Origin of the sequence: Rathayibacter caricis DSM 15933 (assembly GCF_003044275.1) — a bacterium.
Taxonomy (GTDB): Bacteria; Actinomycetota; Actinomycetes; order Actinomycetales; family Microbacteriaceae; genus Rathayibacter; species Rathayibacter caricis.
The window spans coordinates 20,935-45,719 of sequence record NZ_PZPL01000001.1 but is presented as its reverse complement, the minus strand read 5'-3'; the positions used below and the strand labels follow the sequence as shown (position 1 = coordinate 45,719).

The window sequence follows — 24,785 nt, the reverse complement described above, 5'->3', positions numbered from 1 at the left end:
GGTCTGCAGGGACCGCTCAGCGCAGCGTCGGCAGGACGTGCTCGCGGAAGTCGTCCGCGGTCTGCTTCATGTGGTCCGCCATCGCGAGGCGCGCCTCCTCGGCGACGCCGCCCCGCAGAGCCTCGAGGACCGCCGCGTGCTTCGCGATCGCGTTGCGCTGGATCCGCTCGACGGCCGACGTCTGCGCGCGCTTCTCGCGCATGACCCGGGAGAGCGGGGCGAACACCGTGCCGACGAAGACGTTGCCGGTCGAGCGCAGGATCACGTCGTGGAACGCGATGTCGGCCTCGACGAACGCGGCGACGTCCTCGTCGTCGTGCGCCGCGCGCATGAGGCCCAGCAGCCGCTCCAGATCCTCGAGGTCGGAATCGGAGCGACGGGTCGCCGCGAGCGCGGCCGCTCCGCTCTCGATCATCTCGCGCACCTCGATCAGTTCGAGCTCGGTCGTGCCGGGGTCGGTGCCGTGCGCGGTCACCCGCAGGATCGCGCCCAGATCCGTCCAGAGCGAGAGGGGAGCGACCGTGCCCCGCTTCCCGCGCCGCACGTCGAGCACGCCCAGCCCCTGGAGGCGCTTCAGCGCCTCGCGCATCGTGACGCGGCTGACGTCGTGCTGCTCGGCCAGCTCCGCCTCGCTGGGCAGCTCGGAGCCGATCGCGAGGACGCCGGCGACGATGTCGTCGAGCAGGGCGTCCGCCACGGTCGTGACGAGGGAGGCGCGGACCACGGCAGGGTCTCCCGTCGGTAGAGGGCTTCCAGTGTACGGGCGCCGTCGCGCCGCCCGCGGGAACGACGAAGGCCCCCGGCACGGATGCCGGGGGCCTTCAATCCTGCACCCGAGGGTGCGGGGCGCGTGACTACGCGCGGGACTTGCGGCCGGTGATCGCGCCGTAGACCAGCAGGACGATCAGGGCGCCGACGATGGCGAGGGCCCAGGTGCCCAGGTCGAAGAACTCCTCGAGACCGCGACCGAAGATCGCGCTGCCGATGAAGCCTCCGAGGAACGCGCCGACGACGCCGAGGACCAGGGTGATGACCCAGCCGCCGCCCTGACGGCCCGGGAGGATCGCCTTGGCGATGGCTCCGGCGATGAGTCCGAGGATGAGGAATCCGATGATGCCCATGATGTTTCTCCTTCGTGTTCGTGCTCGACCGGCCGTTCCGATGCGAGCGTGGACGCCTGTCGTGAGGGCGTCCTGTGAAGTTCTCTTCCGGTCAGCGGAGTGAGCGCTGCACCTTCGCGCGGGCCTTGTCCGCGATGGAGGCGAAGTGCTTGGCCTCGCGCTGGGAGGTCTTCTTGAGCTTCTTGCGCGTCTTCTTCGTGGCAGGGTCGTTCCACACGCCGAGCGCGAGGTGACGCAGCTCTTCGTAGCGGGCGCGTCCGGCGCGAGCGCCGAAGACGTACGCTGCGAGAGCGACGAGCGTCAGCAGGACGAGGCGGGGATTCATGCGGTGACCCTTCCATCGGAGAGCACAGGGACGTGCTCGACCCCCATTTGACTCTCCTGCGCAGTGCGTGGCAATTCAGGGCCCGACCATTGACAGCGACCCCTCCGGCCTGGTTCGCGTGCGTGTAGTGGCGCATCCGGGCCGTTCCCGCTCGCGGCGCGTCGGCGCGTTCCGCTCAGGCGCAGGATCCGGCGAAGCGCTCGTGCAGGTAGCCGCCGTAGCCGCCGTCGACCCGGTTGTCCCGACGGCCCGAGGTCACGACCTCGCCGCGGTCGGTCGCTCCGACCCGCGCGCCGATCGCGTGCAGCCGCTCGACCAGGCGCACGTCCTCGTGCAGCGGCTCCACGCCGAAGCCCCCGGCGAGGAGGTAGCAGCCCGCGCGTACCCCGAGGTTCGCCCCGTGGATGCTCCCGATCGACTGCTCCCGCTCGCGGGTGTGCCGCCAGCGGGCGTACATCGCGGGCTCGAGGTCGTCCGGATCCGGCCGGACCGTGCCGACCAGGACGTCGTGCCGGTGCGCGTGCTCCACGTGGGCGAGGAGCCAGTCGACCGGCACCCGCGTGTCCGCGTCCGTGTTCGCGATCCAGATCCGCTCGACGGGAGCGGGAGCGGAGGAGAGCGCGTGCGCGATTCCCGCCGAGCGCGCCGCGCCGACTCCGCAGCGCTCGAGCTCGAGCACCTCGGCGCCGGCTGCCCTCGCCCGCTCGGCCGTGGCGTCGGTGCAGCCGTCCGCCGCGATCAGCAGCCGCACGGCGAGCCCGGGGTGCGAGCGGAGCAGCCGCGTCGCGCTGGCCTGCACCGAGGCGATCAGTCCGCCGATCCGCTCCTCCTCGTCATGCGCGGGCACGACCACGAGCACGTGTGCGACGCCCCTCACAGCAGGCCCGTGCGGCGCGCCACGGAGCGGGGGTCGCGGGTGTGCACCTCGAGCAGCACGTCCTCCTCCTCGTGCCGCACGATCCGGTGCAGCCCGAGCCGTCCGACGGCGGCCTGCACGGCGTCCCCGTCGAGCTCGAGCCCGGCGATGGGGTGCCGCCAGTGCACCGTCACGAGCTCACCGGAGGGGGAGAGCGCGTCGCGCACACCCCGCAGCACCCGCTCGAGCGTCGTCGCCCCGAGGTAGTAGCCGACCTCCGAGAGCACGATCAGGTCGAACGGTCCCTCCGGGACCCCGCCGGCGATGTCGTGGTGCTCGACGCGCACGTGGGGCAGCGGAGCGAGCCGGCGCGCCGCCCGATCCACGGCGGCCTCCGACACGTCCACCGCGAGCAGGCGGTCGCAGCGCTCGGCCAGCGCTTCGGCGAGCACGCCGATCGACGCGCCGATCTCGAGGGCGGAGTCGTAGCGCCGCTCGGGCAGGCACGCGAGCGTGAGGGCGCGCTTGCGCTCCTCGTACCAGCGGCTCGTGTAGCCCCAGGGGTCCTCGTGCCGCGCGTAGAGCTCGTCGAAGTAGGTCGTCCGGCCGTCCATCCCCTCGACCCTAGGCACGCCGACCGCCGCGGGCGGCCACTTGTCCGCGGGGCCGCGGTGCGCTATCCGCCCACCCGGATCAGGTGGTCGTCGCCGAGGAAGTGGCGGAGGAAGAGCGGATGCAGCACCGCCGCCGCCCCGTCCGCGCCCCGCCGCGTCTGGCTCCCGTACTCGCCCAGAGCGGCTCGACGCCGTGCCCGCGCGTCCCCGTCGGCCTCGACGCGCAGGAGGGACGACCACGGCACGACCGCGTCGTCCGGCCGCGCCCAGTGCCACAGCCAGATCGGCGCGGCGAGCACCGGCTGGCCGCACGCGGCTCCCGCCTCGGCGCACACCTCGCCGACCACGCGGTGGTCGCGGTGCCCGTCGCCCTCCCACGTCGAGAGCACGAGCACCGTGCCCGCGGGTCCGCAGGCGCGACGCCGCACCTCGTCCGCGATGCGGTCGCGGTGCTCGGGGGTCGCGGAGTCGGGCACCTCGAGGAAGGCCAGCCCGATGCCGTCGCCGAGCCGGTCGAGCGCGGCCCGCGCCTCGCTGCGGCGCTCGGCCGCGATCGAGGGGGAGGGCTCGCCGTGCGACGCGGCTCCGTCGGTCACGACCACCACGTCGACGGCGAGCCGCCGCCGGCGCGCCAGGGCGATCGTGGCCGCGCAGCCCAGCGTCTCGTCGTCGGCGTGCGCGGCGACCACCAGCACCTGCTGCACGCCCGCGAGCACGTCGGCGGAGGGGAGCCGGTCGCGGCGTCCGTCCTCCTGCCACACCTCGAGCGGCGTCCCCTCGAGGTGGCCGTCGAAGCTCACCACGCTGTCGAACCGCCCGAGGCGAGCACCGCCCGCCCGAGCGCCGCGTCGTCGCGCTCGGCGTGGTGCTGCCGCACGTAGAGCGCGAGATCCGCGACCCGCTTCGCGTGCTCCTCGTCCAGCGCCAGCGGTGCGGGTCCGAGCGCGCGGCCCGCGCGCGAGAGGACCTCCTCGCAGGCCGCCGCCGTGCTCGCCCGCGTCCGCTTCGCCAGGAGCGCGCCGGCGGACCCGGTCGCCGCTCCGCCGTCGACGAGCGCGGCCGCCTCCGCCAGCGCCCGTCGGGCCGCCTCGAGGGCCGTGTCCACCGCGCCGAGATGCGCGAGCAGGTGCGGGTCGTCGCGGCGCGCGGCGGCCGCCGCGACGACGGCGCCGATGCCGCGCGCTCCGCCGTACCAGCAGGCCGCGACGGCGATGCCGCCCCAGGCGAACCCGGGACGCGAGAGGTACCAGCCCGCCTCGCCGACGGGCACGGCCACGGCACTGGAGAAGCGCACGGGGCCGCTCGGGATCTCGGCGAGACCGCGTGCGTGCCAGGCGCCCTCGAGCGGAACCGCCGACCCGTCGCGGAGCCCGACGGCGAAGAGGCGGCGCTCGCCGGAGCCCTCGCCCACGTGCGCCGTGACCAGCGCCGCGTCGAGCCGGTCGGCCAGTGAGCACCACGGCTTCACGCCGTCCAGCCGCCAACCGTCGCCGTCGGGCCGCGCGACGAGCGGCTCCTCTCCTCCCTCCGCCGCGAAGACCCCCCAGGCGGCGGTCGCGGCGACGCCGACGTCGGCCGGAGCGAGGCCCGCCTCGGCCAGGATCGCCAGGGCGTCGAGGTGGGGTTCGACCGTGCGGGCGACCCCGAGATCGTGCCGCGCCAGGCGCGTCAGCAGCGCCAGCAGCTCGGCCGTGCGTCCGGATCCGGGCAGCGTGGCGTCGGAACCCAGCGCACGGGCGAAGGCGAGCGCGCCCTCGACGTCCGTCGGCAGGGGCGCGTGCAAGGGGAGGGAGGAGGTGAGAGGGTCCATCGCCGCCGACGCTACGCAGTGCGGCCCCCTCGCCGCGCGCATTGCCCGCAGGCGCGCTCGGTGCTAGCCGCCGCGCGTCAGAGCTCGAGTGCGGTGATGCGGTGCAGCAGCCGGGCGAGCTGGTCCACCTCGCCGGCGGGCCAGCCGCGCAGCTCCTCGTGCAGCTGCGCCTGGTCCGAGCCGCGGAGCTCGCGCAGCCGCTCAGCGGTCGCGGGCGTCACCGACAGGATCGTCGAGCGCCCGTCCGCCGGATCGGGCGCCCGCGAGAGCAGCCCCAGGCGGTCGAGAGCGGTGATCTGCCGGCTGAGCGTCGACTTGTCGGTCTCGAGCAGCTCCGCCAGGGCGCCGGAGGAGATCGGCCCGCGCCGCTCGAGAGCCGACAGCGTCGTGTAGCCCGCGGCCGTCAGCTCCGGGTGCACCCGCTCGGCGTAGGAGCGGGTCATCGCCCTCACCCGGCGGAACAGCGTGCTCAGCTCCGCCTCGACGGAGGCGATGGCCGCGTCGACATCGCGGGCGGGGGGCGGGCTCTGACCGGTCATGCCTCCATGGTGCCCCCTCGTCGACTTGCGTCGCTGGGCCCGGGTGTCGTACGCTCTCCGGAGCCAAAGACCGCCGGTTTCCGGTGTGCGCACGAGCAGGGCCCCGGCCCCGCGAGATCGCCACTCGGACGAAGGATTCGCGAAGCGAATGGCCCGCGCAGGTGTGAACGAGATCATGACACGCGAGAGATCGCGTCTCCCGAAGCTCCGAGCGCCTGCGCCGGAGCTTTTTTCTTTTCGTGCCTTCGGGCTACCGGCACGAGAATTCACAGGAGTAGCCATGGCGAACAAGGAAGCCTCGGTTGCCGAACTCACGGAGAAGTTCCAGAGCTCGACGGCCGTTCTGCTGACCGAGTACCGCGGTCTCACCGTTGCGCAGCTGAAGACGCTGCGCAAGGACATCAGTGAGCACGCAACCTACGCCGTGGTGAAGAACACGCTGACCAAGATCGCGGCGAACAACGCCGGTATCTCGTCCTTCGACGACGAGCTCGCTGGCCCCTCGGCCATCGCGTTCGTGCACGGCGACCCCGTCGCCGTCGCGAAGTCGCTGCGTGCCTTCGCCAAGGCAAACCCTCTGCTCGTGGTGAAGGGCGGTTACTTCGACGGTAACCCCCTGACCGCAGAAGAGGTGGGCAAGCTCGCCGACCTCGAGTCCCGCGAAGTTCTGCTCGGCAAGCTCGCCGGCGCCTTCAAGGCCTCGCTGTTCGGTGCCGCATATCTGTTCAACGCCCCGCTGTCCAAGGCCGTTCGCACGGTCGAGGCGCTGCGCGAGAAGCAGGAGTCCGCGAGCTGACGTCTTCCTCCGGGAGACAGCGCACGCGGTTCGTAGACAAGAAAAACTAGGAGAAAAATCATGGCAAAGCTCACGCAGGACGAGCTCATCGAGGCCTTCAAGGAGCTCACGCTCATCGAGCTCTCGGAGTTCGTCAAGAAGTTCGAAGAGGTCTTCGAGGTCACCGCCGCCGCGCCCGTCGCGGCTGCCGGAGTCGCCGGCCCGGCCGCTCCCGCCGAAGAGGTCGAGGAGCAGACCGAGTTCGACGTCGTGCTCGAGGCCGCCGGCGAGAAGAAGATCCAGGTCATCAAGGAGGTCCGCGCGCTCACCAGCCTCGGCCTCGGCGAGGCGAAGGCCGTTGTCGATGGCGCCCCCAAGGCCGTCCTCGAGGCCGTCAACAAGGAGACCGCCGAGAAGGCCAAGGCCCAGCTCGAGGCCGCCGGCGCGACCGTCACCGTCAAGTAGTACTGCGCCGACCCCGGTCGGCATGCGCGCAGGGCGCCGTCTCCTCGGAGGCGGCGCCCTTCGCCGTTCCCGCGCCGTGCTCCTGTGGCCGTGTTCTCGCGGGCTGCGGAATCGCCCGGGCTCTAGAATCGGTGCGTGTCCGCTCCTGATCCGCTCGCAGGCCTGCCCGCTCGCGACGTGCCGCCGAGCGAGGTCTCGCTCAGCGAATTGCTGAGCGACTTCGTCTCCGTGACCCACCGCATCACCCGTTTGGCCGCGCAGGCCACCGACAACCAGGAGTCGCAGGCCGTCTGGCGCACGCTCTCGGTGCTCCTGTCGATGGGCCCGATGCGCCTGGGGGAGCTCGCCTCGCAGAGCCGCGTCTCGCAGCCGACGATGACCAAGATCGTCAAGAACCTCGTCGACAGCGGCTGGCTCGCCCGCATCGCCGATCCCGCCGACGCCCGCGCCTGGCAGATCCAGCTCACCGACGTCGGAGCCGCCGCCCTCGCGGCCTGGCGCTCCCAGCTGGGCGACGCCCTCACGCCGATCTTCGCCGACCTCGCCCCCGAGGACCGCCGCGTCCTCGAGCGCGCGGTCGAGATCATGCACGAGCGCCTGGTGGTCGGCCCCCGCGCCTGACCGGTGAACGGATCCGGCACGCGGTGCCGACCTTCGTCCGGCGGCAGACGTCACGCGCCGAATCGACTCGCCTCTCATCAGCGGTGAGACTTATGGCATTGCCCCCCCGCCGTCTCCGAATTGGCGGGGATTCACGGCGTTCGACGTCTTCGATCCCCGAGGAGATCGTCACGACTCTCTGATCCATCCGATGCGCTTCGCCCAGCGGGCGATCGTCGAACGCAACGAGAGGCAGCGGGAGGGCTTCGCGCTCGCGGATCGAGCGCGTCATCGCCTTCCGTGGTCTGCACCACGTCGACCATCACTGGGAGCAGCACCGTCGTGCCCAGGATCAGGCTGCACGCTGGCGAGAGGACGGTGTCGACGTCCAGCTCCGCGACCTCAAGCACTCGTATCAGCTGGGAGCCGATGGCCGGCCGGTCATCGACATCCACGGGAAGAAGATTCCGCTCCGACGGCCGAAGGAGAAGGGCATCGACGTCTTGTGCGCCCTCGCCTGCGCGCCCTCGACGAGGTTCACGATTTCCGCGAAGTGGAACCGGAGCGGTACGCGCGGATCGAGACCGTGTCGTGGTTCAACCCTCGGTGGCGGGAGGAAGGATCCGTCAGCGGCGGAGGCTTGAGACCGACTGCGCCCCGGAGGATCTGGAACACGAATCTCGATCGTTCCTGCTACGAGGCGTCACGGGATCGCACCGTCTACCGCTGAAGCCGTCCCGCGTTCCTGCATCCGGTCCTGGGGAACTCCGGCTGGCCGCCGGGCGGCGTCGCGCGCCACACTGGGGCCGTGCGCCTGCGTCTCGAACTCGTCCCCCTGCCCGTCGCCGACGTCGATCGTGCCGTGGCCTTCTACAGCGGTGTCGTCGGCTTCGCGATCGACCATGACGTCCGCCCGGCCGACGGGATGCGCATCGTGCAGCTGACTCCGCCGGGCTCGGCGTGCTCGGTCGTCGTCGGCACCGGCATGGGGCTCGATCCCTCCGACGGGGTGGTCCGCAACCTCCACCTGGTCGTCGACGATCTGGCCGAGGCGCGGGAGGAACTGGTGGGCCGGGGCCTCGCGGTCAGCGAGGTGCAGGACATGGGCGGCGTCCTCTACGCGTACTTCGCCGATCCCGACGGCAACTCGTGGGCGCTGCAGCAGATCGGCGCCGACGCCCGCCCGCCGGCCTGACCGGGACTCAGTCCTCGGGCCACTCCACGCGGGCCTGCACCTCGGGGTGCTTGCGGAGCCACGCGGCGATGAACGGGCAGCGGGGGACGACCGTGCCGCCCGCCTCCGTCACGGCGGCGACCGCCGCGCGGGCGAGGGTGCTGCCGAGGCCGTGGCCCTCCCAGGCGTCCTCGACGACGGTGTGGGTGAAGACGACGCGGTCGCCGCGGAGGGAGTACGCGGCGTAGCCCGCCGTCTCGCCGCCGACCGAGATCTCGAAGCGCGATCGCTCGGGGACGTCGCGGACGGTGGGGGAGTCGGAGTCGCTCATGCTCCGATTCTGCCCCTCACGCTCCGATCCGGGCCCTCACGCTCCGATCCGGGCCCTCACGCTCCGATCCGGGCCCCCCGCGGCGCCGAGGTGCTCGTGCGGATCACGAGCGACGCCGGGATGGTGGTGTGGCGGGCCGGGGGAGGGGACTCTCCTCGGGCCAGCGCGGCCAGGGCCTCGAGGATCAGCTCGACGGCCAACTCGCCCTGCTGCCGCGGGTCCTGTCGGATCGAGGTCAACCCGAAGAGGTCGGCGAGCGGATGGTCGTCGATGCCGATGATCGAGACGTCCTCCGGGATCGACAGCCCGAGCTCCCGCGCGGCCAGCACGATGCCGATCGCGATCTCGTCGGACGCGGCGAAGATCGCGGTCGGGCGGGTGCGCGGGTCGCCCAGCACCTGGCGCCCGGCGCGGTGGCCGCCGGGGATGTCGAAGGTGGTGGGGGCGAAGGTGCTCTCGTCGAACTCGAGCGACGCCGCCTCGAGGGCCTGGCGGAAGCCCACGAGGCGCTTGGTGTGCACGCGGAAGTCCATCTCCTCCTCCGCCAGGCCGCCGATGTGCACGATGCGCTCGTGCCCGAGCGAGAGCAGGTGCTCGGTCGCCAGCCGCGCGGCCGCGACGTCGTCGATGCTGAAGGTGGGGATGCCGGGGAGCTCGCCGCCGATGCCGACCACGGGCTTCCCGAGCGCGAGGAGCGCCTCCGTCTCGCCGGGCGAGATCTCGAGGGTCACGGCGACGATCGCGTCGACGCGCTTGCGCACGAGGTAGTACTCGAAGACGCTGCGCCGCGCGTCGCGGTGCTTGTCGATGTTGTAGAGCAGCAGGTCGTAGCCGGCCGCGAGGAGGGCGTGCTCGATGCCGTCGATGATGCCGCCGAAGAACCACTGGTTGATCACCGGGATGATCACCGCGACGTTGTTGCTGCGCCCGGTGACCAGGCTGGAGGCGTTCGCCGAGACCACGTAGCCCAGGCTCGCGGCGGCCTTCTCGACCCGCTGCTTCGTCCCCGCCGAGACGTAGCCGCGACCGCTCAGGGCCCGCGAGACCGTCGCCTTCGAGACCCCGGCGAGCTCGGCGACCTCTTCGATGCCCGTCACGGCGTACCTCCCGTCCCGTCCGGCGTCGATGCTGGAAACGGTTCCAGGAAGTTATACCCCTTCCGCGGGGTCGTCACCATTCCGCGCCAGCGCCGTACGCCGTCGTTCCGCGGCGCGATCCGCGGTTCGACGCAGAATCGTTATCTGAGAGAGCGCTCTATCGTGGGCGTTGTGGTTTCATCGAAGTTGTGGAAAGGTTTCCCTCCGTGGGAGCCCTGCCCACGTGAAACCGGTGATCCGCACGGAGGACCTCCCTGCGGCACTCGAGTCTGACGGGCCTCGCCCTCGGCTGAACCACCACTCAATGAGGAGGAACCATGCGGTCATCCCTGCACCGCCGTATCACCCTTCCGGTCGCCGTTCTCGCGGCCGCCGGAATCGCGCTCGCCGGCTGTTCCGGCGCCAGCGACCCCAACGACCCGAACGCCGGTGGCGGCACCGGCAACTCCGTCGGCACGGCCGACGGCGTCGTCAACGTCTACGGCACCATCAACGGTGACGAGGCCACCCTCCTCGAGCAGTCCTGGGCGGACTGGGAGGAGGAGTCGGGCATCGACATCAAGTACACCGGCGACAAGGAGTTCGAGAAGCAGATCGGCATCAAGGTCCAGGGTGGCGACACCCCCGACCTCGCGATCTTCCCCCAGCCGGGACTGCTCGCCGACACCGTCGCCTCCGGCAAGGTCCAGGAGCTGCCCGAGGGCGCCCTGACGAACGTCCAGAACAACTGGTCCGAGGACTGGCAGAAGTACGGCCAGGTCGACGGCACCCAGTACGGCGCTCCGCTCATGGCGAGCGTCAAGGGCTACATCTGGTACTCCCCGGCCAAGTTCGCCGAGTGGGGCGTCTCCGTTCCCACCACGTGGGACGAGATGGAGGCGCTCGGCAAGACGATCGCCGAGAAGACCGGCGGACCGTCCTGGTGCGCGGGCTTCAACTCCGGTGAGGCGTCGGGCTGGCCCGGCACCGACTGGATCGAGGACGCCGTCCTCCGCGAGGCCGGCCCCGACGTGTACGACTCCTGGGTCGCGGGCGACACCCCGTTCACCGACCCCGAGATCAAGGCGGCGTTCGACTCCGTCGGCTCGATCCTGCTCGACCCGACGCTCGTCAACGCCGGCTACGGCGACGTCTCGTCGATCAACTCGACCGCGTTCGGCGACGTCGCGCAGAACATCGCCAACGGCACCTGCGCGCTGACCCACCAGGCCTCCTTCTTCGAGGGCTTCCTGATCTCGGCCGGCGCCGACGTGTCCGAGGACGGCGACGTCTGGGCCTTCCTCACCCCGCCGACCTCGGCCGACGACCCGCAGGCCGTCACCGGTGGTGGCGAGATGGTCGCCGCGTTCTCGAACGACGAGGACACCGCGAAGGTCCAGGAGTACCTGGCCAGCGCCGACTGGGCCAACAGCCGCGTCTCGCTCGGCGGAGTCATCTCGGCCAACAAGGGACTCGACGCCGAGAACGCGGGCAGCGAGATCCTGAAGGACTCGATCGCCATCCTGCAGAGCGAGGACACCACGTTCCGCTTCGACGGCTCGGACCTCATGCCGAAGTCCGTGGGTGCCGACAGCTTCTGGAAGGGCATGGTCGACTGGATCGACGGCTCGAGCACCGATCAGGTCCTCGAGGAGATCCAGGCCGGATACACCTCCTAGCGGCAACGACGACGAGGGCCGCCGCTCCCTGGGCGGCGGCCCTCGTCGTCGCTAGGCTTCACCTGAGTTCAGAGTCGCACTCGAAAGGGCGTCCATGTCCGCATTCTTCCAGTGGCTGGCGAGCATCCCCCCGCTCGCGCAGATCCCGATCATCCTCCTCGCGTTCGCGGCAGTCGTCGCGATCATCCTGTTCTTCGTCGAGATCGCGCCCCGGCGCGGCACCGGCTACACGGTCCTGCGTCTCGCGGTCACCGTGCTCCTGCCGGTCGTGCTGCTCCTCGCGTTCGGCCTCTACAACTCGGTCATGTGGGTCGCGGTCGTCGCCGCGGTGCTGGGCGGGATCCTGTTCCTGCTCGACTTCCGGTCCCGCAAAGGCGCGGGCTACGGGCTCCAGCTGGTCGCGTTCATGGCTCCGGCCGCGTTCTTCATCCTGATCGGCCTGATCTACCCGACGATCACGACGGCGCTGAACGCGTTCATGAAGAACGACGGATCCGGCTTCGCCGGGCTCGACAACTTCATCTGGGTCTTCACCAGCCCCGACGGCGTGACGGCGTTCTTGAACACCGTGGTCTGGGTGCTCCTCGCCCCGATCACCGCGACGGCCATCGGCCTCGCGTACGCCGTGTTCATCGACAAGAGCCGCGGCGAGAAGTTCTTCAAGCTGCTGGTCTTCATGCCGATGGCGATCTCGTTCGTCGGCGCCTCGATCATCTTCAAGTTCTTCTACGACGTGCGCCAGGGCGAGCAGATCGGTGTGCTCAACGGCATCCTGACCGCGTTCGGCGCCACTCCGGTCGACTGGCTGGGCCTGGAGCCCTGGAACACGCTCTTCCTCGTCGTCGTGCTCATCTGGACGCAGGCCGGCTTCGCGATGACGGTGCTCTCCGCCGCCATCAAGGGCGTCCCGTCCGAGCAGCTCGAAGCGGCGTCGCTCGATGGCACCAATGCCTGGCAGTCGTTCTGGAACGTCACGGTGCCGGGCATCCGCTCCTCGATCGTCGTGGTCCTGACGACCATCTCGATCGCGTCCCTCAAGGTCTTCGACATCGTCTCGGCGATGACCGGCGGCCGCTCCGACACGACGGTCCTGGCCTTCGAGATGGTGCGCCAGTTCCAGCTCGGAGCCCGCAGCGGCTACAGCGCGGCCCTCGCGGTCATCCTGTTCCTGCTCGTGCTGCCGATCGTCGTCTACAACGCCCGCCAGCTCGCCAAGCAGAGGGAGATCCGATGAGCGTCACGCCCACTCCGATCCAGGTCCCGGTCGACCGCACCACCGAACGGCGCCTCGCCCGCGGGGAGTCGAAGATCGAGACGGCCAGCGGCAAGGTCCGCAAGGCGACCACCTCGCGCGGAGCGACCCTCGCGGCCGCGATCATCGCGGCGATCTGGACGATCCCGACCCTGGGGCTGTTCATCTCGTCGTTCCGCCCCGCGAACGACATCAAGACGACCGGCTGGTGGACGATCTTCGCCAACCCCGGCTTCACGCTCGACAACTACGCGAACGCCATCAACTCGGGCGACAGCCTGACGCTGGGCAAGGCGTTCGTGAACTCGCTCGTCATCACGCTGCCCGCGGCGCTGATCCCGATCACGATCGCGAGCCTCGCGGCCTACGCGTTCGCCTGGATCGACTTCAAGGGCCGCAACACGCTCTTCGTGCTCGTGTTCTCGCTCCAGATCGTGCCCATCCAGATGGCGCTCGTGCCGCTGCTGCAGCTGTTCTCGGACGGCCTGCGCATCGGCAACCTCTACATCCTCCCCGGGCTCGGGGTGAACGGGTTGGACGGCTCGTACGCGAAGGTGTGGATCGCGCACACGATCTTCGCGTTGCCGCTCGCGATCTTCATGCTGCACAACTTCATCTCCGAGATCCCCGGCGAGGTCATCGAGGCGGCGCGCGTGGACGGAGCCGGTCACGGCCAGATCTTCTTCCGCATCGTCCTGCCGCTCTCGGTGCCGGCGATCGCCTCCTTCGGCATCTTCCAGTTCCTGTGGGTGTGGAACGACCTGCTGGTCGCGACCGTCTTCACCTCCGGGCAGGGGCTGCCGATCACGAAGGCGCTGCAGGACCTCTCGGGCTCCTACGGGCAGTCGTGGGAGCTGCTCACGGCGGGCGCGTTCATCTCGATCATCGTGCCGCTCATCGTGTTCTTCGCCCTCCAGCGGTTCTTCGTCCGCGGCCTGCTCGCGGGCGCGACCAAGGGCTGATCCCCTCACCCTCGAACGGCCCGGGACTCCTGCTCAGCAGGGGCCCCGGGCCGTTCGGCGTTCCGCGCAGTTCAGGCGCAGCCGCAAGCACGGATCCGCCCTGGGCGGAAGCGGGAGAAGGTGTCGGCGGCCGGGGTTATGGTCGAGCGATGAGCAGGATGGGCGACGTGGCGGCGAGCGGCGGCATGCGCCCGGGAGCGGTGCGCGGGAGGATCTCGAGCAGCGATCCCGACAGCCAGCGGCGGCAGAACGAGGAGGCCCCGCGGGTCGAGCACCTGCTGCGGCGCATCGCGGATCTGTTCCGCGCGCACCGCGCCAAGCTGACGCTCACGGTCGTGCTCGTCCTCGTCGGCGCCGCCCTCACGGTCGTGCCGCCGCTGCTCACCCAGCTCGCCTTCGATCGCGGCCTGTTCCCGCCCGACGGCACTCCGAACCTCCCGGTCCTGCTCGAGCTCGTCGGCATCATGGTGCTGGTCTGGGTGCTGTCGGCGGTCCTCGGCGTCTGGCAGACGCTGCTGACCGCCACGGTGGGCAACTCCGTGATGGGCGAGCTGCGCATCCGCCTCTTCCGCCACCTGCAGGCGATGGAGCTCGGCTTCTTCACCCGCACGCGCACCGGAGTGATCCAGTCGCGCCTCGCGAACGACGTCGGCGGGGTCGCCTCCGTGCTGACCAACACGGTGTCGAGCGTGCTCGGCAACACCGTCACCGTGATCGCGGCCGTCGTGGCGATGCTGCTGCTGTCGTGGCAGATGACGATCGTCGCGCTCGTGCTCATGCCCGTCCTCGTCGTCGCTCAGCGCCGCGTCGGCCAGGTGCGCGCGCGCATCGCGACGAAGACGCAGGAGTCGCTGTCCGAGATGACCGCGATCACCCAGGAGACGCTGAGCGTCTCCGGCATCCTGCTGGCGAAGAGCTTCGGGCGGCAGGAGTCGGAGGTGTCGCGCTACGCCGACGAGAACGGCCGGCAGATCGATCTGCAGGTGCGCCAGCAGATGTCCGGCCAGTGGTTCTTCGCGACGGTGCAGATCTTCCTCTCGGTGATCCCCGTCGTCGTGTACCTCGCCGCCGCGTGGCTGATCCTCGGCGGCACCACGGTCACCGCGGGCACGGTCGTCGCGTTCACCACCGTGCAGGCCAGGCTCATGTGGCCGCTCCTGGGACTCATGCGGGTCGCCCTCGACCTGCAGACGGCCGGTGCGCTGTTCGCCCGCATCTTCGAGTACCTCGACCTGCGGCCCGCGATCACCGACCGCGCGGACGCCCGCGACGTCGACGGGGAGCTCGGCCGCGTCGAGCTCGACGACGTCGTGTTCCGCTACCCCGATCAGAGCGAGGGGGTGCGGCCGACCCTCGACCACGTCTCCGTCTCGATCGCCCCGGGCCAGTTCGTCGCGTTCGTCGGTCCCTCCGGTGCGGGCAAGACGACGATCTCGTACCTCGTGCCCCGCCTGTACGACGTGACCGGCGGCGCGGTGCGCTTCGCCGGCACCGACGTGCGCGAGCTGCGCCAGGAGTCGCTCGTCTCGCACATCGGCATCGTCAGCCAGGAGACGTACCTCTTCCACGCGACGATCGGCGACAATCTGCGCTACGCCCGCCCCGACGCGACGCAGGAGGAGCTCGAGTCGGCCGCGCGCGCCGCCAACATCCACGACACGATCGTCTCGTTCCCCGGCGGCTACGACACCCTCGTGGGCGAGCGCGGCTACCGCCTCTCGGGCGGCGAGAAGCAGCGGCTCGCCATCGCGCGCGTCCTGCTGAAGGACCCGGCCGTCCTCATCCTCGACGAGGCGACGAGCGCCCTCGACACCGTCTCGGAGCGGATCGTGCAGGCCGCCCTCGACGACGCGTCCCGCGGCCGGACGACCATCGCGATCGCCCACCGCCTCTCGACGGTCGTCTCGGCCGACGTCATCCACGTGGTCGCCGCGGGCCGCATCGTCGAGTCGGGGACGCACCGGGAGCTGCTCGCGCTCGACGGGCTCTACGCCTCCCTCTACGCCCAGCAGGCCGAGTCGTCCGTCACCGCCTGAGGGGGATCCGGCGTCAGGCGGCCGGGCGGGCCTCGAGCATCTGCTCCATCAGGGTGATCTCGGCCTCCTGCGCTTTCACGACGGAGGTGGCGAAGTCGGTCGCGACGCGGTCGCGGCTGCGCGCGAGCAGCGCCTCGGCCATGTCGATCGCTCCGCGGTGGTGCGCGATCATCAGCTCGAGGAACATGCGGTCGAGGTCGCGGCCCGACGATGCGGTGAGCGCGCGGATCTGATCGGGGGTCGCGAGGCCGGGCATGCTCGAGGGCACGACGCCCTCCTCGGTGCCCATGCCCATCGACGAGTGCTCGTCGGCGGCGCCCTCGAGGGTCGGCCGGCCCATCCAGGTCATCGACGGCTCGGGGGAGGCCTGGGGCAGGTCCCACGAGACGAGCCAGCCGAAGAGCTGGCCGGCCTGCTGCTGCTGCGTGAGCAGGATGTCGGTCGAGATCGTCAGGATCTCGCCGTCGGTGCTGCGCTCGTGCGCGATCAGCGCCAGCTCGGCACCCTGGAGGTGGTGCACCTGCATGTCGCGGGCGAATCCGGCCTCGGCGCTCGTCGAGGACGGGGTCGCCGTCGGCGCGAACGGTGCGAGCGCTCCGACGACGTAGCCGCCGGCGACGCCCAGGAGGAGGGCGACGACGGCGACCGCGGCGACGAGGACGCGGCCTCGGGTGCTGCCCGCCGCCATCACTGCTTGCCGGGGGCGTCGATGCCTCCGGTGCAGGGCGCTCCGGGCTCGGGGGCGGTCGACGCCTGCCAGAAGCGCTCGACGAAGGCGTCGATGCGCGGGTCCTCGGGCGAGTCGATCGCGACCTGGGCGTCCCAGGCGCTGAGCACGATCGGCGACTCGAGGCCCTCGTACGGAGAGACGACGGTGTAGGTGTCGGGCAGCGCCGCGATCAGCGAGTCGACCTCGCTCTGGGGGAGGGAGGGGTCGTAGGTCGCCCAGACGGCGCCGTGCTCGAGGTCGTGCACCGCGTTCTCGTTCGGGACGGGCTGGTCGTAGACGCCGCAGTTCATCCAGACGGCGTTGTGCGGGCCTCCCGCCGGGGGCGTCTGCGGGTACTCGACGGCACCGGTGACGTGGTCGGCCTCGTTCTCGAAGGTCTGCAGGCCGTCGATATTCCGCGCCTCGACGATCTGCTGGTTGCCGATCACGGTGACGGCCACGATGCCGCCGATGGCGAGGATCGCGAGGGCCGAGAGCGAGACGATCCAGATGCGGCCGCTCTTCTTCTTGCGGGCCTGCTCGCGCTTGTAGGCCTCGACCTTCTCCTGGCGGGCGCGGTTCTTGGCGGACATCGTGTCTTTGGGCACGGCGGCGTTCTCTCGTTCCATCCGGGGGCGGTCGCGCCGTCGCGCGGCGCAGGCGCCCTGAGAGGCGCTCTCAGAGGATAACGAGAGAGGCTCCGGATCGGATCAACGCGATCGCCACCGGGTTCGGCCGGGAGGGTCAGCCCGCGAAGGTGAGCCAGAGCAGCAGTGCGTTGAGCACGATGAGGAACACCGCTGCGAGCACCGCCCCGAGCGTCGTGAACCAGCGGTTGGCCTGATCGCCCATCAGGCGGCGGTCGCGGGTGAGGATCACCAGCGGCACCAGGGCGAACGGGATGCCGAACGACAGCACCACCTGGCTGAGCACGAGCGCGCGGGTCGGGTCGAAGCCCACGGCGAGCACGACGAGCGCCGGGATCAGCGTCACGAGCCGCCGGGTGACGAGCGGCACCCGCACGTGCAGCAGACCGTGCATGATCTCGGCTCCGGCGTAGGCGCCGACCGACGTCGAGGCGAGCCCGGAGGCGAGGAGGCCGACCGCGAACAGCGTCGCGATGACCGGGCCCAGCGCCGATCCGATGGCCGCGTGCGCGCCCTCGAGGCTGTCGGTGCCGGCGACGCCCGCGAGCGAGTGGGCGGCGAGGAGGAGGATCGCGAGGTTCACGGTGCCGGCGATCGCGAGTGCGACGGTGACGTCGATCCGGGTGGCCGTGAGGATCCTCCGGCGGGCGCCGACGCCGTCGACCCGGCCGAAGCGATCGCGGGCGAGGGCCGAGTGGGCGTAGATGGCGTGCGGCATGACGGTCGCGCCGAGGATCGACGCGGCGAGCAGCACCGACTCCGAGCCCTCGAAGCGCGGCACGAGCCCCGCGACGGCGGAGCCGGCGTCGGGCGGATCGACGACGACCCCGATCGTGAAGCCGACGGCGATGACGACCATGAGGGCCGTGATGACGCGCTCGAACGGCCGCGCGCCTCCGCGGGTCTGGATGAGCAGGAGCGCGAGCGACACCGCGCCGGTCACCAGGCCGCCGACGAGCAGCGGCAGCCCGAACAGCAGGTTCAGCGCGATCGCGCCGCCGATCACCTCGGCCAGGTCGGTCGCCATCGCGACGACCTCGGCCTGAACCCAGTAGGCCCGGCGGCCCCAGCGGCCGCGGAGCCGGTCGCCGAGCAGCTCGGGGAGGCTGCGGCCGGTCATCAGGCCGAGCTTGGCCGAGAGGTACTGGATCAGCCACGCCATCAGGTTGCCCAGGACCACCACCCAGACGAGCAGGTAGCCGAAGCGGGCGCCGGCCGTCATGTTGCTGGCGACGTTGCCGGGATCGAGGTAGGCGACTCCGGCGACCATGGCGGGTCCGAGCAGGCGCAGGAGCCGGCCGTCGGTGCCGCGCCGCGGAACGGCGGCGATCGGAGTGGTCATGCTGGTCCGTTCCGCGCGTCTCGGGGGGCGTCTCGAGCGGGCGTCGAGACGGCCGCGGACCCCCACGATAGGGCAGCACGAGCACCCGCGTCACGGGGCTCGCGCGGGTTCCCGGCGGCGGTTCAGGGGCTCCCGTCACATGCCGAACAGCGGTTGCTACGCTTTTCCCATGACCCTCGATCGAGCCCTGCCAGCACGCCCGGAGACCGGGATGGCCTACGCCGACTCGGTGCTGGACCTCATCGGGGACACCCCCCTCGTGAAGCTCGGACCGGTCGCGTCCGGAGTGCGGGCCACCGTGCTCGTGAAGGTCGAGTACCTCAACCCCGGCGGGTCCTCGAAGGACCGCATCGCCACCCGCATCATCGACGCGGCCGAGCGCGACGGCCTGCTGAAGCCCGGCGGCACGATCGTCGAGCCCACGAGCGGCAACACGGGTGTCGGCCTGGCGCTCGTCGCCCAGCAGCGCGGGTACCGCTGCGTCTTCGTGCTGCCCGACAAGGTCGGCGAGGACAAGCGCAACGTGCTCACGGCCTACGGGGCCGAGATCGTCGTCACTCCGACGGCCGTCGAGCCGGACGACCCCGACTCCTACTACTCCGTCTCGGACCGCCTCGCCCGCGAGATCACCGGCGCCTTCAAGCCCAACCAGTACGCGAACCTCAACGGGCCGCTCAGCCACTACGAGACCACCGGCCCCGAGATCTGGCGCGACACCGCCGGCCGCATCACGCACTTCGTCGCCGGAGTGGGCACGGGCGGCACCATCAGCGGCACCGGCCGGTACCTCAAGGAGGTGTCGGACGGCCGCGTGCAGATCATCGGCGCCGACCCCGAGGGCTCGGTCTACTCGGGCGGCGGCGGGCGTCCCTACCTCACCGAGGGCGTCGGCGAGGACTTCTGGCCCAGTGCTTACGACCCGAGCGTGGTCGACGGCATCATCGCCTCCAGCGACGCCGAGTCGTTCGCGATGACCCGCCGGCTCGCCCGCGAGGAGGGCCTGCTCGTGGGCGGCTCGAGCGGCCTGGCCGTGTCGGTCGCGCTCAAGGCGGCCGCCGACCTCGGCCCCGACGACGTGGTCGTCGTGCTGCTGCCCGACGGCGGCCGCGGCTACCTCGGCAAGATCTTCAACGACCGGTGGATGCGCTCCTACGGGTTCCTCGAGCACCGCGAGGAGAGCACCGTCCGCGACGTCCTGCGCGCCCGCGCCGCGAATCCGCAGACAGGCGAGCTGCCCGACCTCGTGCACGCGCACCCGAGCGACACCGTGCGCGATGCTATCGAGATCATGACGACGTACGGCGTCTCGCAGCTGCCGGTGCTCTCGGCCGAGCCGCCCGTCGTGATGGGCGAGGTCGTCGGAGCGGTCGACGAGCGCGAGCTGCTCGACCGCGTCTTCAGCGGCGCCGCGTCCATGACCGACCCGCTCGGCCCCTCCGCCGGCGACCCGCTGACGCTGATCGGCCTCGGCGAGAGCGTCTCGGCCGCCCGGGCCGCGCTCACCGATCGCAGCGCCCTCCTCGTCACCGACGAGGGCAAGCCCGTCGCGGTCATCACGCGGCAGGACCTCCTCTCGTTCGCCAGCGCGTGACCGGCGCACCCCCCTCCCCGACTCCTCTCGACCCGGAAAGCACGCTCATGCCCAAGAAGCAGCACTTCGACACCCGCGCCATCCACGCCGGACAGGAGTTCGACCCCACCACCGGCGCCGTCGTGCCGCCCGTCTACATGACGTCGACCTTCGTCCAGGACGGCATCGGAGGGTTCCGCGGCGGCTACGAGTACGCCCGCTCGGCGAACCCGACGCGCGACTCCCTGCAGGAGCTCATCGCCTCGATCGAGGGCGCCGACGTCGCCTACTCCTTCGCGTCGGGCCTCGCGGCCGAGGACACCCTGATCCGCGCCGCACTCGCCCCGGGCGACCACATCGTGCTCGGCAACGACGCGTACGGCGGCAGCCACCGGCTGATCGACCGCGTGCACGCCGGGTGGGGCATCCGCAACACCGCCGTCGACATGTCGAACCTGCGCGAGGTGCAGCGAGCGATCGTCCCCGGCGAGACGAAGATGCTGTGGGTCGAGACACCGTCGAACCCGCTGATGACCATCAGCGACATCGCGGAGCTGGCCGACCTGGCCCACGCGCACGACCTGATCGTCGTCGTCGACAACACCTTCGCCTCCTCCGCTCTGCAGCAGCCGCTGGCGCTGGGCGCCGACGTGGTCGTGCACTCGACCACGAAGTACCTCGGCGGCCACTCGGACGTCGTGGGCGGCGCGCTCGCCCTGCGCTCGGGACCCCTCGCCGAGAAGATCGGGTTCCTGCAGTTCGCGGTCGGAGCGATCTCGAGCCCGATGGACGCCTGGCTCACCGTGCGCGGCATCAAGACGCTCGCGATCCGGATGGAGCGGCACTCGGCCAACGCGCAGAAGGTCGCGGAGTTCCTGGCTGAGCACCCGGCGGTCACGGCCGTGCATTACCCGGGGCTGCCGACGCACCCGGGCCACGAGCTGGCGAAGCGCCAGATGTCGGGGTTCGGCGGCATGCTGTCGGTCGAGCTCGCGACACCGCGCGCCGCGCGGAAGTTCGCCGAGTCGACCGAGCTGTTCCAGCTCGCCGAGTCGCTCGGAGGCGTGGAGTCGCTGATCGGCTACCCGAGCGAGATGACGCACGCGTCGGTCAAGGGCACGCCGCTCGAGGTGTCGGAGTCGCTGGTGCGGCTCTCGGTGGGCATCGAGGACGCCGACGACCTGATCGCGGACCTGTCGGCGGCGCTGCCCAAGCGCTGACCCCACGGCGCCCGGCCTCTGGCCCGAAGGCGCGGGGGAGTGGCAGGAAGTAGTGGGACGGCAAGATCCCGCCACTGCGAGGATCGGCGCATGACCTCCTCCCCGCGCCGCTTCGTCGACCTCAGCCACACCGTCTCGGACGGCCTCGTCACCTACCCGGGGCTGCCCGCGCCGCGCATCCGGCCGCACCTGACCCGCGAGGCGTCGCGCGCCTCCTACGCCCCGGGCACCGAGTTCGCGCTGGACGTCATCGAGATGATCGGCAACACCGGCACCTACCTCGACAGCCCGTTCCACCGCTACGACGGCGGCACGGACCTGGCGGGCCTGGACCTCGCGACCCTCGTCGACCTGCCGGCGCTCGTCGTGACCGCGCGGGGCGAGCGGGCCGTCGGGCCGGAGGCGTTCGCCGGCCTCGACGTGCGCGGTGCGGCCGTGCTGCTGTCCACAGGCTGGGACGTGCACTTCGCCACCGCGGAGTACGCGCGCGACGCTCCGTTCCTCACCGAGGACGGTGCGCGGGCGCTCGTGGACGGCGGCGCGGTGCTCGTCGGCATCGACTCGCTGAACATCGACGACACCCAGGGCACGGGGACGCGCCCGGCCCACTCCCTCCTCCTGGGGTCCGGCGTGCACGTCGTCGAGCACCTCACGGGCCTCGGCGAGCTGCCCGCCTCCGGGGCGCGCTTCACTGCGGTGCCGCCGAAGGTGAGCGGATTCGGGACCTTCCCGGTGCGCGCGTTCGCCGTGGTCGACGGGGCCTGACCGCCCCGAGGCCCGCCGACGGCTCCCGTTATCCTGGAGCGATGCATCCCGCCCTCGCCGCGCTCGGCCGCCGAGTACGACCTCGCACCCGGTTCGCCGCGCTGGGTCGGAGGGTGCGCCCGAGGACCCGCCTCCTGGCCCTCTCCAGCCGGGTCCGGGCCGTGCCGCGCGGGCTCCGCGAGCGCCGAGCGGCGGTCGTCGCCGCGCGTCCGATCGACCACCCCGCCTCGCTCGCGTTCCGGCTCGAGCTGCTGGCGCTGGACCTCGCGAACCGCTTCTCGCGCCGATCCGTCGTCGACCCCGACGGCGAGGTCGTGGTCACCATGACCACGCACGGCGAGCGCATCCGGCGCGTGCACGTGGCCCTCGAGTCCATCGCCCGCGGCGACGCCCGGCCCGCCCGACTGGTGCTGTGGCTCGACGACCCAGCGCTCGCCGCCGACCTGCCGCCGGCGCTCCAGCGGCTGCGCCGTCGGGGCCTCGAGGTGCGGCTGGTGGACGGCTACCGGGTGCACACCAAGTACTACCCGCACCTGCTCTCGGGCCGCGCGGGCGAGCGCGACCTGGTCACCTCGGACGACGACATCGTCTACCCGCGCACGTGGCTGCGGGGCCTGCTCGACGCCCGCTCCCGCTACCCGCGGGAGACGGTGCTCTGCTACCGCGCGCACCGCGTCGGCCTCGTCGACGGAGCGGTCGCGCCGTACACGAGCTGGCGCCCGGTCGACGACACCCGCGCGTCCTTCGACGTGTTCGGCACCTCCGTCTCGGGGCAGCTGTTCCCCCGCGCGCTGATGGAGGAGGTCGCGCGGCACGGCGACGCGTTCCGCGAGATCGCTCCCGACGCCGACGACATCTGGCTGCACGTGCGCGCTGTCGACGCCGGCTACCGCATCGCCCAGATCGAGCCCCGTGCTCAGCTGTTCCCCTTCGTCCCGCGCACCCAGCAGACCGGCCTCTACCTCGTGAACTACTGGGACGGCGGCAACGACCGTCAGGCCCGTGCGAGCTACACGAAGGCGGTCACCGCCCGGATCCGCGAGGACGCGACTCCCGATCGGCAGGTGCCCTCCGCATGACCGCCGAGACTCCGCCGCTGCGGCTCCTCTTCCTCAGCAACCTCTACCCGCCGCAGGTGCTCGGCGGCTACGAGATGACCTGCGCGCGGGTCGCCGAGGCTCTCGCGGCGCGCGGCCACATCGTCCGGGTCCTGACCACGCCCACCTACCTCCCGCCCGAGCCCTCCGGTGTCGAGGTGCACCGCACGCTGAGCCTGCGCACGTACTTCCCGCTGCCGCGGACGGGCGGCGAGATCGCCCAGCTGATGCACCACGAGAGCGCGGTGTCGCGGTTCGAGAACACGCGGATCCTGCTCGAGGAGCTGCGCGACTTCGCTCCGACGCACGTCGTCGCCTTCAACCTGATCGGGCTGGGCGGGCTCGCGCTGATCGATCTGCTGCGCGCGGTCGACGCGAGCTGGATGTGGAACCTGGGCGACCGGGTGCCGAACCAGCTCGTCGACGGACTGCCCGAGCGGGTGCTCGCCGTCTACGGAGCGGACGATCCGCTGCACTTCGCGCGCGGCGAGATCGTGGCGGTCAGCTCGGCCCTGGTCGAGGCGATCGAGGCCGGCGGACGGCCGCTCGGCGACGTCGAGGTGATCGGCCGCGGAGTGAGTGTGCCGCCGGACACCGGCGCCGAGCGCACCTACCGCGACGGCGGGATCACGCGCTTCACCTTCGCCGCGTCGCTCGGCGAGCACAAGGGCGTCGACCTGGTGCTCGACGCGGCCGCTGCGCTGGCCGCTGAGACGCGCGACTTCCGGGTCGACCTGTACGGCGACGGCGACGTCGAGGGCTACCGCGCCCGCGCCGCCGAGGCGGGACTCGACGGCGTCGTCGAGTTCCACGGCGCCCGCCCGCGCGAGGAAGTGCTCGCCGCGCACGGGCGGGCCGACGCGTTCCTGTTCCCGACCTGGTCGGGCGAGGCGTTCGGCGTCGCTCCCGTCGAGGCGGCGGCCGCGGGCTGCGTGCCGATCGTCACCGGGACGAGCGGAGTGGCCGAGTTCCTGATCGACGGAGTGGACTGCCTCAAGATCACCCGCTCGGCCGACTCCCTGCTCGCCGCGATGCGCGACGTGGTCACGGGAGCGGTCGACCTGGAGGCCCTCGGCCGGCGCGGGCGGGCGACGGCGCGCGGTCCGCTCTCGTTCGAGCGGTCGGTCGAGCTGATCGAGCGCTCGCTCGTGCGCCGCACCAGGCCGGGCGACCTCGCGGAGCGCACCGCCGACACCGGCCTCGAGGCCGCCATCATGGACAAGGACCGCCGGGCGATGGATCTGCTCCACCGCCGGCTCTCCGGACGGGACGACGACGATGACCAGTGACGACCAGTACCGGGAGGCCCCCGGCTCCGTGCCGACGAAGCTCGGCCGGGGCGGACTCGCCCTGCGCGAGGCCGTGCACCGCCTCGTGGCGCCGTACTTCGAGCAGGCGCGCCTGCGCACCGAGGAGGTCCGCGCCGAGACGGCCGCGCTGCGGGACGAGCTTGTGGCGGTCCGGAGCGAGCTCGGCGGGCTCCGCGACGAGCTCGCGGCGCTGCGGGCCTCCTCCGACGATCTCGGCAGTGCTCTCGCCGAGGCGCGGAGCTCGGCGGACGAGGCGGCCGAGGAGCAGGCTCGACGCCACGATGCGAGCGAGCGTGGCGCGGCCGAGATCGAGGAGCGGCTCCGCGGTGCGGAGCTCGAGTTGCGGGCCGTCACCCGCCGCCTGGCCGAGGCGGTCGACGTCGGCCTGTGAGGCTCCGCGCCGGTCGTGCGACCGATCGTGACCGCAGGCTTGTGATTCCCTGAGCAGACCTGGATGATCGCCCTGAGCGGCCGATCTGCGCCGCACCATCATCAGCACCATCCCGGGGG

The 24,785-nt window shown here is 71.6% G+C and carries 27 protein-coding genes; 14 read left to right on the top strand and 13 right to left on the bottom strand.

Annotation, left to right across the window (positions count from 1 at the left end):
• Window positions 1–16: 16 nt before the first annotated feature.
• From C1I63_RS00215 to C1I63_RS19590, 8 genes are all read right to left on the bottom strand, one after another.
• Window positions 17–724, bottom strand: coding sequence for a FadR/GntR family transcriptional regulator (locus C1I63_RS00215; protein WP_055790995.1), 708 nt, complete (start codon window positions 722–724; stop codon window positions 17–19).
• A gap of 130 nt (window positions 725–854) precedes the next feature.
• Entirely contained in the window at window positions 855–1,121 is a 267-nt protein-coding gene (locus C1I63_RS00210; protein WP_055790998.1) for a GlsB/YeaQ/YmgE family stress response membrane protein, read from the bottom strand.
• A 91-nt stretch (window positions 1,122–1,212) separates the two neighbouring features.
• Window positions 1,213–1,446, bottom strand: coding sequence for a hypothetical protein (locus C1I63_RS00205; protein ID WP_056867892.1), 234 nt, complete (start codon window positions 1,444–1,446; stop codon window positions 1,213–1,215).
• 175 nt (window positions 1,447–1,621) lie between these two features.
• The gene (locus C1I63_RS00200) at window positions 1,622–2,323 is read right to left on the bottom strand and encodes a glycosyltransferase family 2 protein (RefSeq protein ID WP_107573311.1); all 702 of its coding nucleotides are present in this window, start codon (window positions 2,321–2,323) and stop codon (window positions 1,622–1,624) included.
• Window positions 2,320–2,916, bottom strand: coding sequence for a class I SAM-dependent DNA methyltransferase (locus C1I63_RS00195; protein WP_107573310.1), 597 nt, complete (start codon window positions 2,914–2,916; stop codon window positions 2,320–2,322). Before C1I63_RS00195 ends, C1I63_RS00200 begins: the two co-directional genes overlap by 4 nt.
• Window positions 2,917–2,978: 62 nt before the next feature.
• Window positions 2,979–3,719, bottom strand: coding sequence for a PIG-L deacetylase family protein (locus tag C1I63_RS00190; protein ID WP_107573309.1), 741 nt, complete (start codon window positions 3,717–3,719; stop codon window positions 2,979–2,981).
• Window positions 3,713–4,726: an acyl-CoA/acyl-ACP dehydrogenase gene (locus C1I63_RS00185; protein ID WP_107573308.1), complete on the bottom strand. Its 1,014-nt coding sequence runs from the start codon at window positions 4,724–4,726 to the stop codon at window positions 3,713–3,715. The genes C1I63_RS00190 and C1I63_RS00185 overlap by 7 nt, the downstream gene beginning before the upstream one ends.
• Window positions 4,727–4,803: 77 nt before the next feature.
• Entirely contained in the window at window positions 4,804–5,265 is a 462-nt protein-coding gene (locus tag C1I63_RS19590; protein WP_170116274.1) for a MarR family winged helix-turn-helix transcriptional regulator, read from the bottom strand.
• A gap of 280 nt (window positions 5,266–5,545) precedes the next feature.
• Here C1I63_RS19590 and rplJ point away from each other — a divergent pair, with 280 nt between their 5' ends.
• The 4 genes from rplJ (at window position 5,546) to C1I63_RS00160 (ending at window position 8,300) form a co-directional block, all read left to right on the top strand.
• Window positions 5,546–6,061 (top strand): 50S ribosomal protein L10, encoded by a 516-nt coding sequence (gene rplJ / locus C1I63_RS00175; protein WP_055791018.1) that lies wholly within the window; start codon window positions 5,546–5,548, stop codon window positions 6,059–6,061.
• Between the two features lie 60 nt (window positions 6,062–6,121).
• Entirely contained in the window at window positions 6,122–6,505 is a 384-nt protein-coding gene (rplL, locus tag C1I63_RS00170) for a 50S ribosomal protein L7/L12 (RefSeq protein ID WP_055791021.1), read from the top strand.
• A gap of 135 nt (window positions 6,506–6,640) precedes the next feature.
• Window positions 6,641–7,126 carry a MarR family winged helix-turn-helix transcriptional regulator gene (locus C1I63_RS00165; RefSeq protein ID WP_244906929.1) on the top strand — a complete coding sequence of 162 codons (486 nt, stop codon included), beginning with the start codon at window positions 6,641–6,643 and terminating at the stop codon, window positions 7,124–7,126.
• Between the two features lie 787 nt (window positions 7,127–7,913).
• Window positions 7,914–8,300, top strand: coding sequence for a VOC family protein (locus C1I63_RS00160; protein WP_055791025.1), 387 nt, complete (start codon window positions 7,914–7,916; stop codon window positions 8,298–8,300).
• 7 nt (window positions 8,301–8,307) lie between these two features.
• Here the strand turns inward: C1I63_RS00160 and C1I63_RS00155 are convergent, their stop codons facing one another.
• Together C1I63_RS00155 and C1I63_RS00150 are read right to left on the bottom strand one after the other, a co-directional pair.
• Window positions 8,308–8,610, bottom strand: a complete 303-nt coding sequence (locus C1I63_RS00155; protein ID WP_107573306.1) for a GNAT family N-acetyltransferase — start codon at window positions 8,608–8,610, stop codon at window positions 8,308–8,310.
• 56 nt (window positions 8,611–8,666) lie between these two features.
• Window positions 8,667–9,707, bottom strand: coding sequence for a LacI family DNA-binding transcriptional regulator (locus tag C1I63_RS00150; protein WP_055791031.1), 1,041 nt, complete (start codon window positions 9,705–9,707; stop codon window positions 8,667–8,669).
• Between the two features lie 317 nt (window positions 9,708–10,024).
• On the opposite strand from C1I63_RS00150, the gene C1I63_RS00145 reads away from it, so the two are divergent.
• From C1I63_RS00145 to C1I63_RS00130, 4 genes are all read left to right on the top strand, one after another.
• Window positions 10,025–11,365: an ABC transporter substrate-binding protein gene (locus C1I63_RS00145; RefSeq protein ID WP_107573305.1), complete on the top strand. Its 1,341-nt coding sequence runs from the start codon at window positions 10,025–10,027 to the stop codon at window positions 11,363–11,365.
• Between the two features lie 94 nt (window positions 11,366–11,459).
• Window positions 11,460–12,599, top strand: coding sequence for a carbohydrate ABC transporter permease (locus C1I63_RS00140; RefSeq protein WP_055791034.1), 1,140 nt, complete (start codon window positions 11,460–11,462; stop codon window positions 12,597–12,599).
• Window positions 12,596–13,579 (top strand): carbohydrate ABC transporter permease, encoded by a 984-nt coding sequence (locus C1I63_RS00135; protein ID WP_055791037.1) that lies wholly within the window; start codon window positions 12,596–12,598, stop codon window positions 13,577–13,579. Before C1I63_RS00140 ends, C1I63_RS00135 begins: the two co-directional genes overlap by 4 nt.
• Before the next feature lie 158 nt (window positions 13,580–13,737).
• On the top strand, window positions 13,738–15,615 hold the full coding sequence (locus C1I63_RS00130) for an ABC transporter ATP-binding protein (protein WP_107573304.1): 1,878 nt from the start codon (window positions 13,738–13,740) through the stop codon (window positions 15,613–15,615).
• A 13-nt stretch (window positions 15,616–15,628) separates the two neighbouring features.
• Here the strand turns inward: C1I63_RS00130 and C1I63_RS00125 are convergent, their stop codons facing one another.
• The 3 genes from C1I63_RS00125 to C1I63_RS00115 all read right to left on the bottom strand — a co-directional run bounded on the left by C1I63_RS00125 (window position 15,629) and on the right by C1I63_RS00115 (window position 18,313).
• On the bottom strand, window positions 15,629–16,303 hold the full coding sequence (locus C1I63_RS00125; RefSeq protein WP_107573303.1) for a DUF305 domain-containing protein: 675 nt from the start codon (window positions 16,301–16,303) through the stop codon (window positions 15,629–15,631).
• Window positions 16,303–16,932: a thioredoxin-like domain-containing protein gene (locus tag C1I63_RS00120; protein ID WP_244906928.1), complete on the bottom strand. Its 630-nt coding sequence runs from the start codon at window positions 16,930–16,932 to the stop codon at window positions 16,303–16,305. The genes C1I63_RS00125 and C1I63_RS00120 overlap by 1 nt, the downstream gene beginning before the upstream one ends.
• 136 nt (window positions 16,933–17,068) lie before the next feature.
• Window positions 17,069–18,313 (bottom strand): Nramp family divalent metal transporter, encoded by a 1,245-nt coding sequence (locus C1I63_RS00115; RefSeq protein ID WP_107573301.1) that lies wholly within the window; start codon window positions 18,311–18,313, stop codon window positions 17,069–17,071.
• A gap of 211 nt (window positions 18,314–18,524) precedes the next feature.
• Here C1I63_RS00115 and C1I63_RS00110 point away from each other — a divergent pair, with 211 nt between their 5' ends.
• The 6 genes from C1I63_RS00110 (at window position 18,525) to C1I63_RS00085 (ending at window position 24,666) form a co-directional block, all read left to right on the top strand.
• Window positions 18,525–19,904: a cystathionine beta-synthase gene (locus C1I63_RS00110; RefSeq protein WP_107573300.1), complete on the top strand. Its 1,380-nt coding sequence runs from the start codon at window positions 18,525–18,527 to the stop codon at window positions 19,902–19,904.
• A gap of 47 nt (window positions 19,905–19,951) precedes the next feature.
• A complete protein-coding gene (locus C1I63_RS00105) occupies window positions 19,952–21,103 on the top strand; it encodes a cystathionine gamma-synthase (RefSeq protein ID WP_107573299.1) in 1,152 nt (383 codons plus the stop codon).
• A 90-nt stretch (window positions 21,104–21,193) separates the two neighbouring features.
• Entirely contained in the window at window positions 21,194–21,868 is a 675-nt protein-coding gene (locus C1I63_RS00100) for a cyclase family protein (RefSeq protein WP_107573298.1), read from the top strand.
• A 41-nt stretch (window positions 21,869–21,909) separates the two neighbouring features.
• Window positions 21,910–22,947, top strand: a complete 1,038-nt coding sequence (locus C1I63_RS00095; protein ID WP_146168320.1) for a glycosyltransferase — start codon at window positions 21,910–21,912, stop codon at window positions 22,945–22,947.
• Window positions 22,944–24,254 (top strand): glycosyltransferase family 4 protein, encoded by a 1,311-nt coding sequence (locus C1I63_RS00090; protein WP_107573296.1) that lies wholly within the window; start codon window positions 22,944–22,946, stop codon window positions 24,252–24,254. Before C1I63_RS00095 ends, C1I63_RS00090 begins: the two co-directional genes overlap by 4 nt.
• Complete coding sequence (locus tag C1I63_RS00085) at window positions 24,244–24,666, top strand: hypothetical protein (RefSeq protein WP_107573295.1); 423 nt, start codon at window positions 24,244–24,246, stop codon at window positions 24,664–24,666. The genes C1I63_RS00090 and C1I63_RS00085 overlap by 11 nt, the downstream gene beginning before the upstream one ends.
• Window positions 24,667–24,785 lie beyond the last annotated feature (119 nt).

Coding starts and splice junctions, on each gene's coding strand:
- C1I63_RS00210 (WP_055790998.1), bottom strand. CDS start 1,121: ATGGGCATCATCGGATTCCTCATCCTCGGACTCATCGCCGGAGCCATC.
- C1I63_RS00205 (WP_056867892.1), bottom strand. CDS start 1,446: ATGAATCCCCGCCTCGTCCTGCTGACGCTCGTCGCTCTCGCAGCGTAC.
- C1I63_RS00195 (WP_107573310.1), bottom strand. CDS start 2,916: ATGGACGGCCGGACGACCTACTTCGACGAGCTCTACGCGCGGCACGAG.
- C1I63_RS00185 (WP_107573308.1), bottom strand. CDS start 4,726: ATGGACCCTCTCACCTCCTCCCTCCCCTTGCACGCGCCCCTGCCGACG.
- C1I63_RS19590 (WP_170116274.1), bottom strand. CDS start 5,265: ATGACCGGTCAGAGCCCGCCCCCCGCCCGCGATGTCGACGCGGCCATC.
- rplJ (WP_055791018.1), top strand. CDS start 5,546: ATGGCGAACAAGGAAGCCTCGGTTGCCGAACTCACGGAGAAGTTCCAG.
- rplL (WP_055791021.1), top strand. CDS start 6,122: ATGGCAAAGCTCACGCAGGACGAGCTCATCGAGGCCTTCAAGGAGCTC.
- C1I63_RS00155 (WP_107573306.1), bottom strand. CDS start 8,610: ATGAGCGACTCCGACTCCCCCACCGTCCGCGACGTCCCCGAGCGATCG.
- C1I63_RS00145 (WP_107573305.1), top strand. CDS start 10,025: ATGCGGTCATCCCTGCACCGCCGTATCACCCTTCCGGTCGCCGTTCTC.
- C1I63_RS00140 (WP_055791034.1), top strand. CDS start 11,460: ATGTCCGCATTCTTCCAGTGGCTGGCGAGCATCCCCCCGCTCGCGCAG.
- C1I63_RS00135 (WP_055791037.1), top strand. CDS start 12,596: ATGAGCGTCACGCCCACTCCGATCCAGGTCCCGGTCGACCGCACCACC.
- C1I63_RS00130 (WP_107573304.1), top strand. CDS start 13,738: ATGGGCGACGTGGCGGCGAGCGGCGGCATGCGCCCGGGAGCGGTGCGC.
- C1I63_RS00125 (WP_107573303.1), bottom strand. CDS start 16,303: ATGGCGGCGGGCAGCACCCGAGGCCGCGTCCTCGTCGCCGCGGTCGCC.
- C1I63_RS00115 (WP_107573301.1), bottom strand. CDS start 18,313: ATGACCACTCCGATCGCCGCCGTTCCGCGGCGCGGCACCGACGGCCGG.
- C1I63_RS00110 (WP_107573300.1), top strand. CDS start 18,525: ATGGCCTACGCCGACTCGGTGCTGGACCTCATCGGGGACACCCCCCTC.
- C1I63_RS00105 (WP_107573299.1), top strand. CDS start 19,952: ATGCCCAAGAAGCAGCACTTCGACACCCGCGCCATCCACGCCGGACAG.
- C1I63_RS00100 (WP_107573298.1), top strand. CDS start 21,194: ATGACCTCCTCCCCGCGCCGCTTCGTCGACCTCAGCCACACCGTCTCG.
- C1I63_RS00095 (WP_146168320.1), top strand. CDS start 21,910: ATGCATCCCGCCCTCGCCGCGCTCGGCCGCCGAGTACGACCTCGCACC.
- C1I63_RS00090 (WP_107573296.1), top strand. CDS start 22,944: ATGACCGCCGAGACTCCGCCGCTGCGGCTCCTCTTCCTCAGCAACCTC.
- C1I63_RS00085 (WP_107573295.1), top strand. CDS start 24,244: ATGACCAGTGACGACCAGTACCGGGAGGCCCCCGGCTCCGTGCCGACG.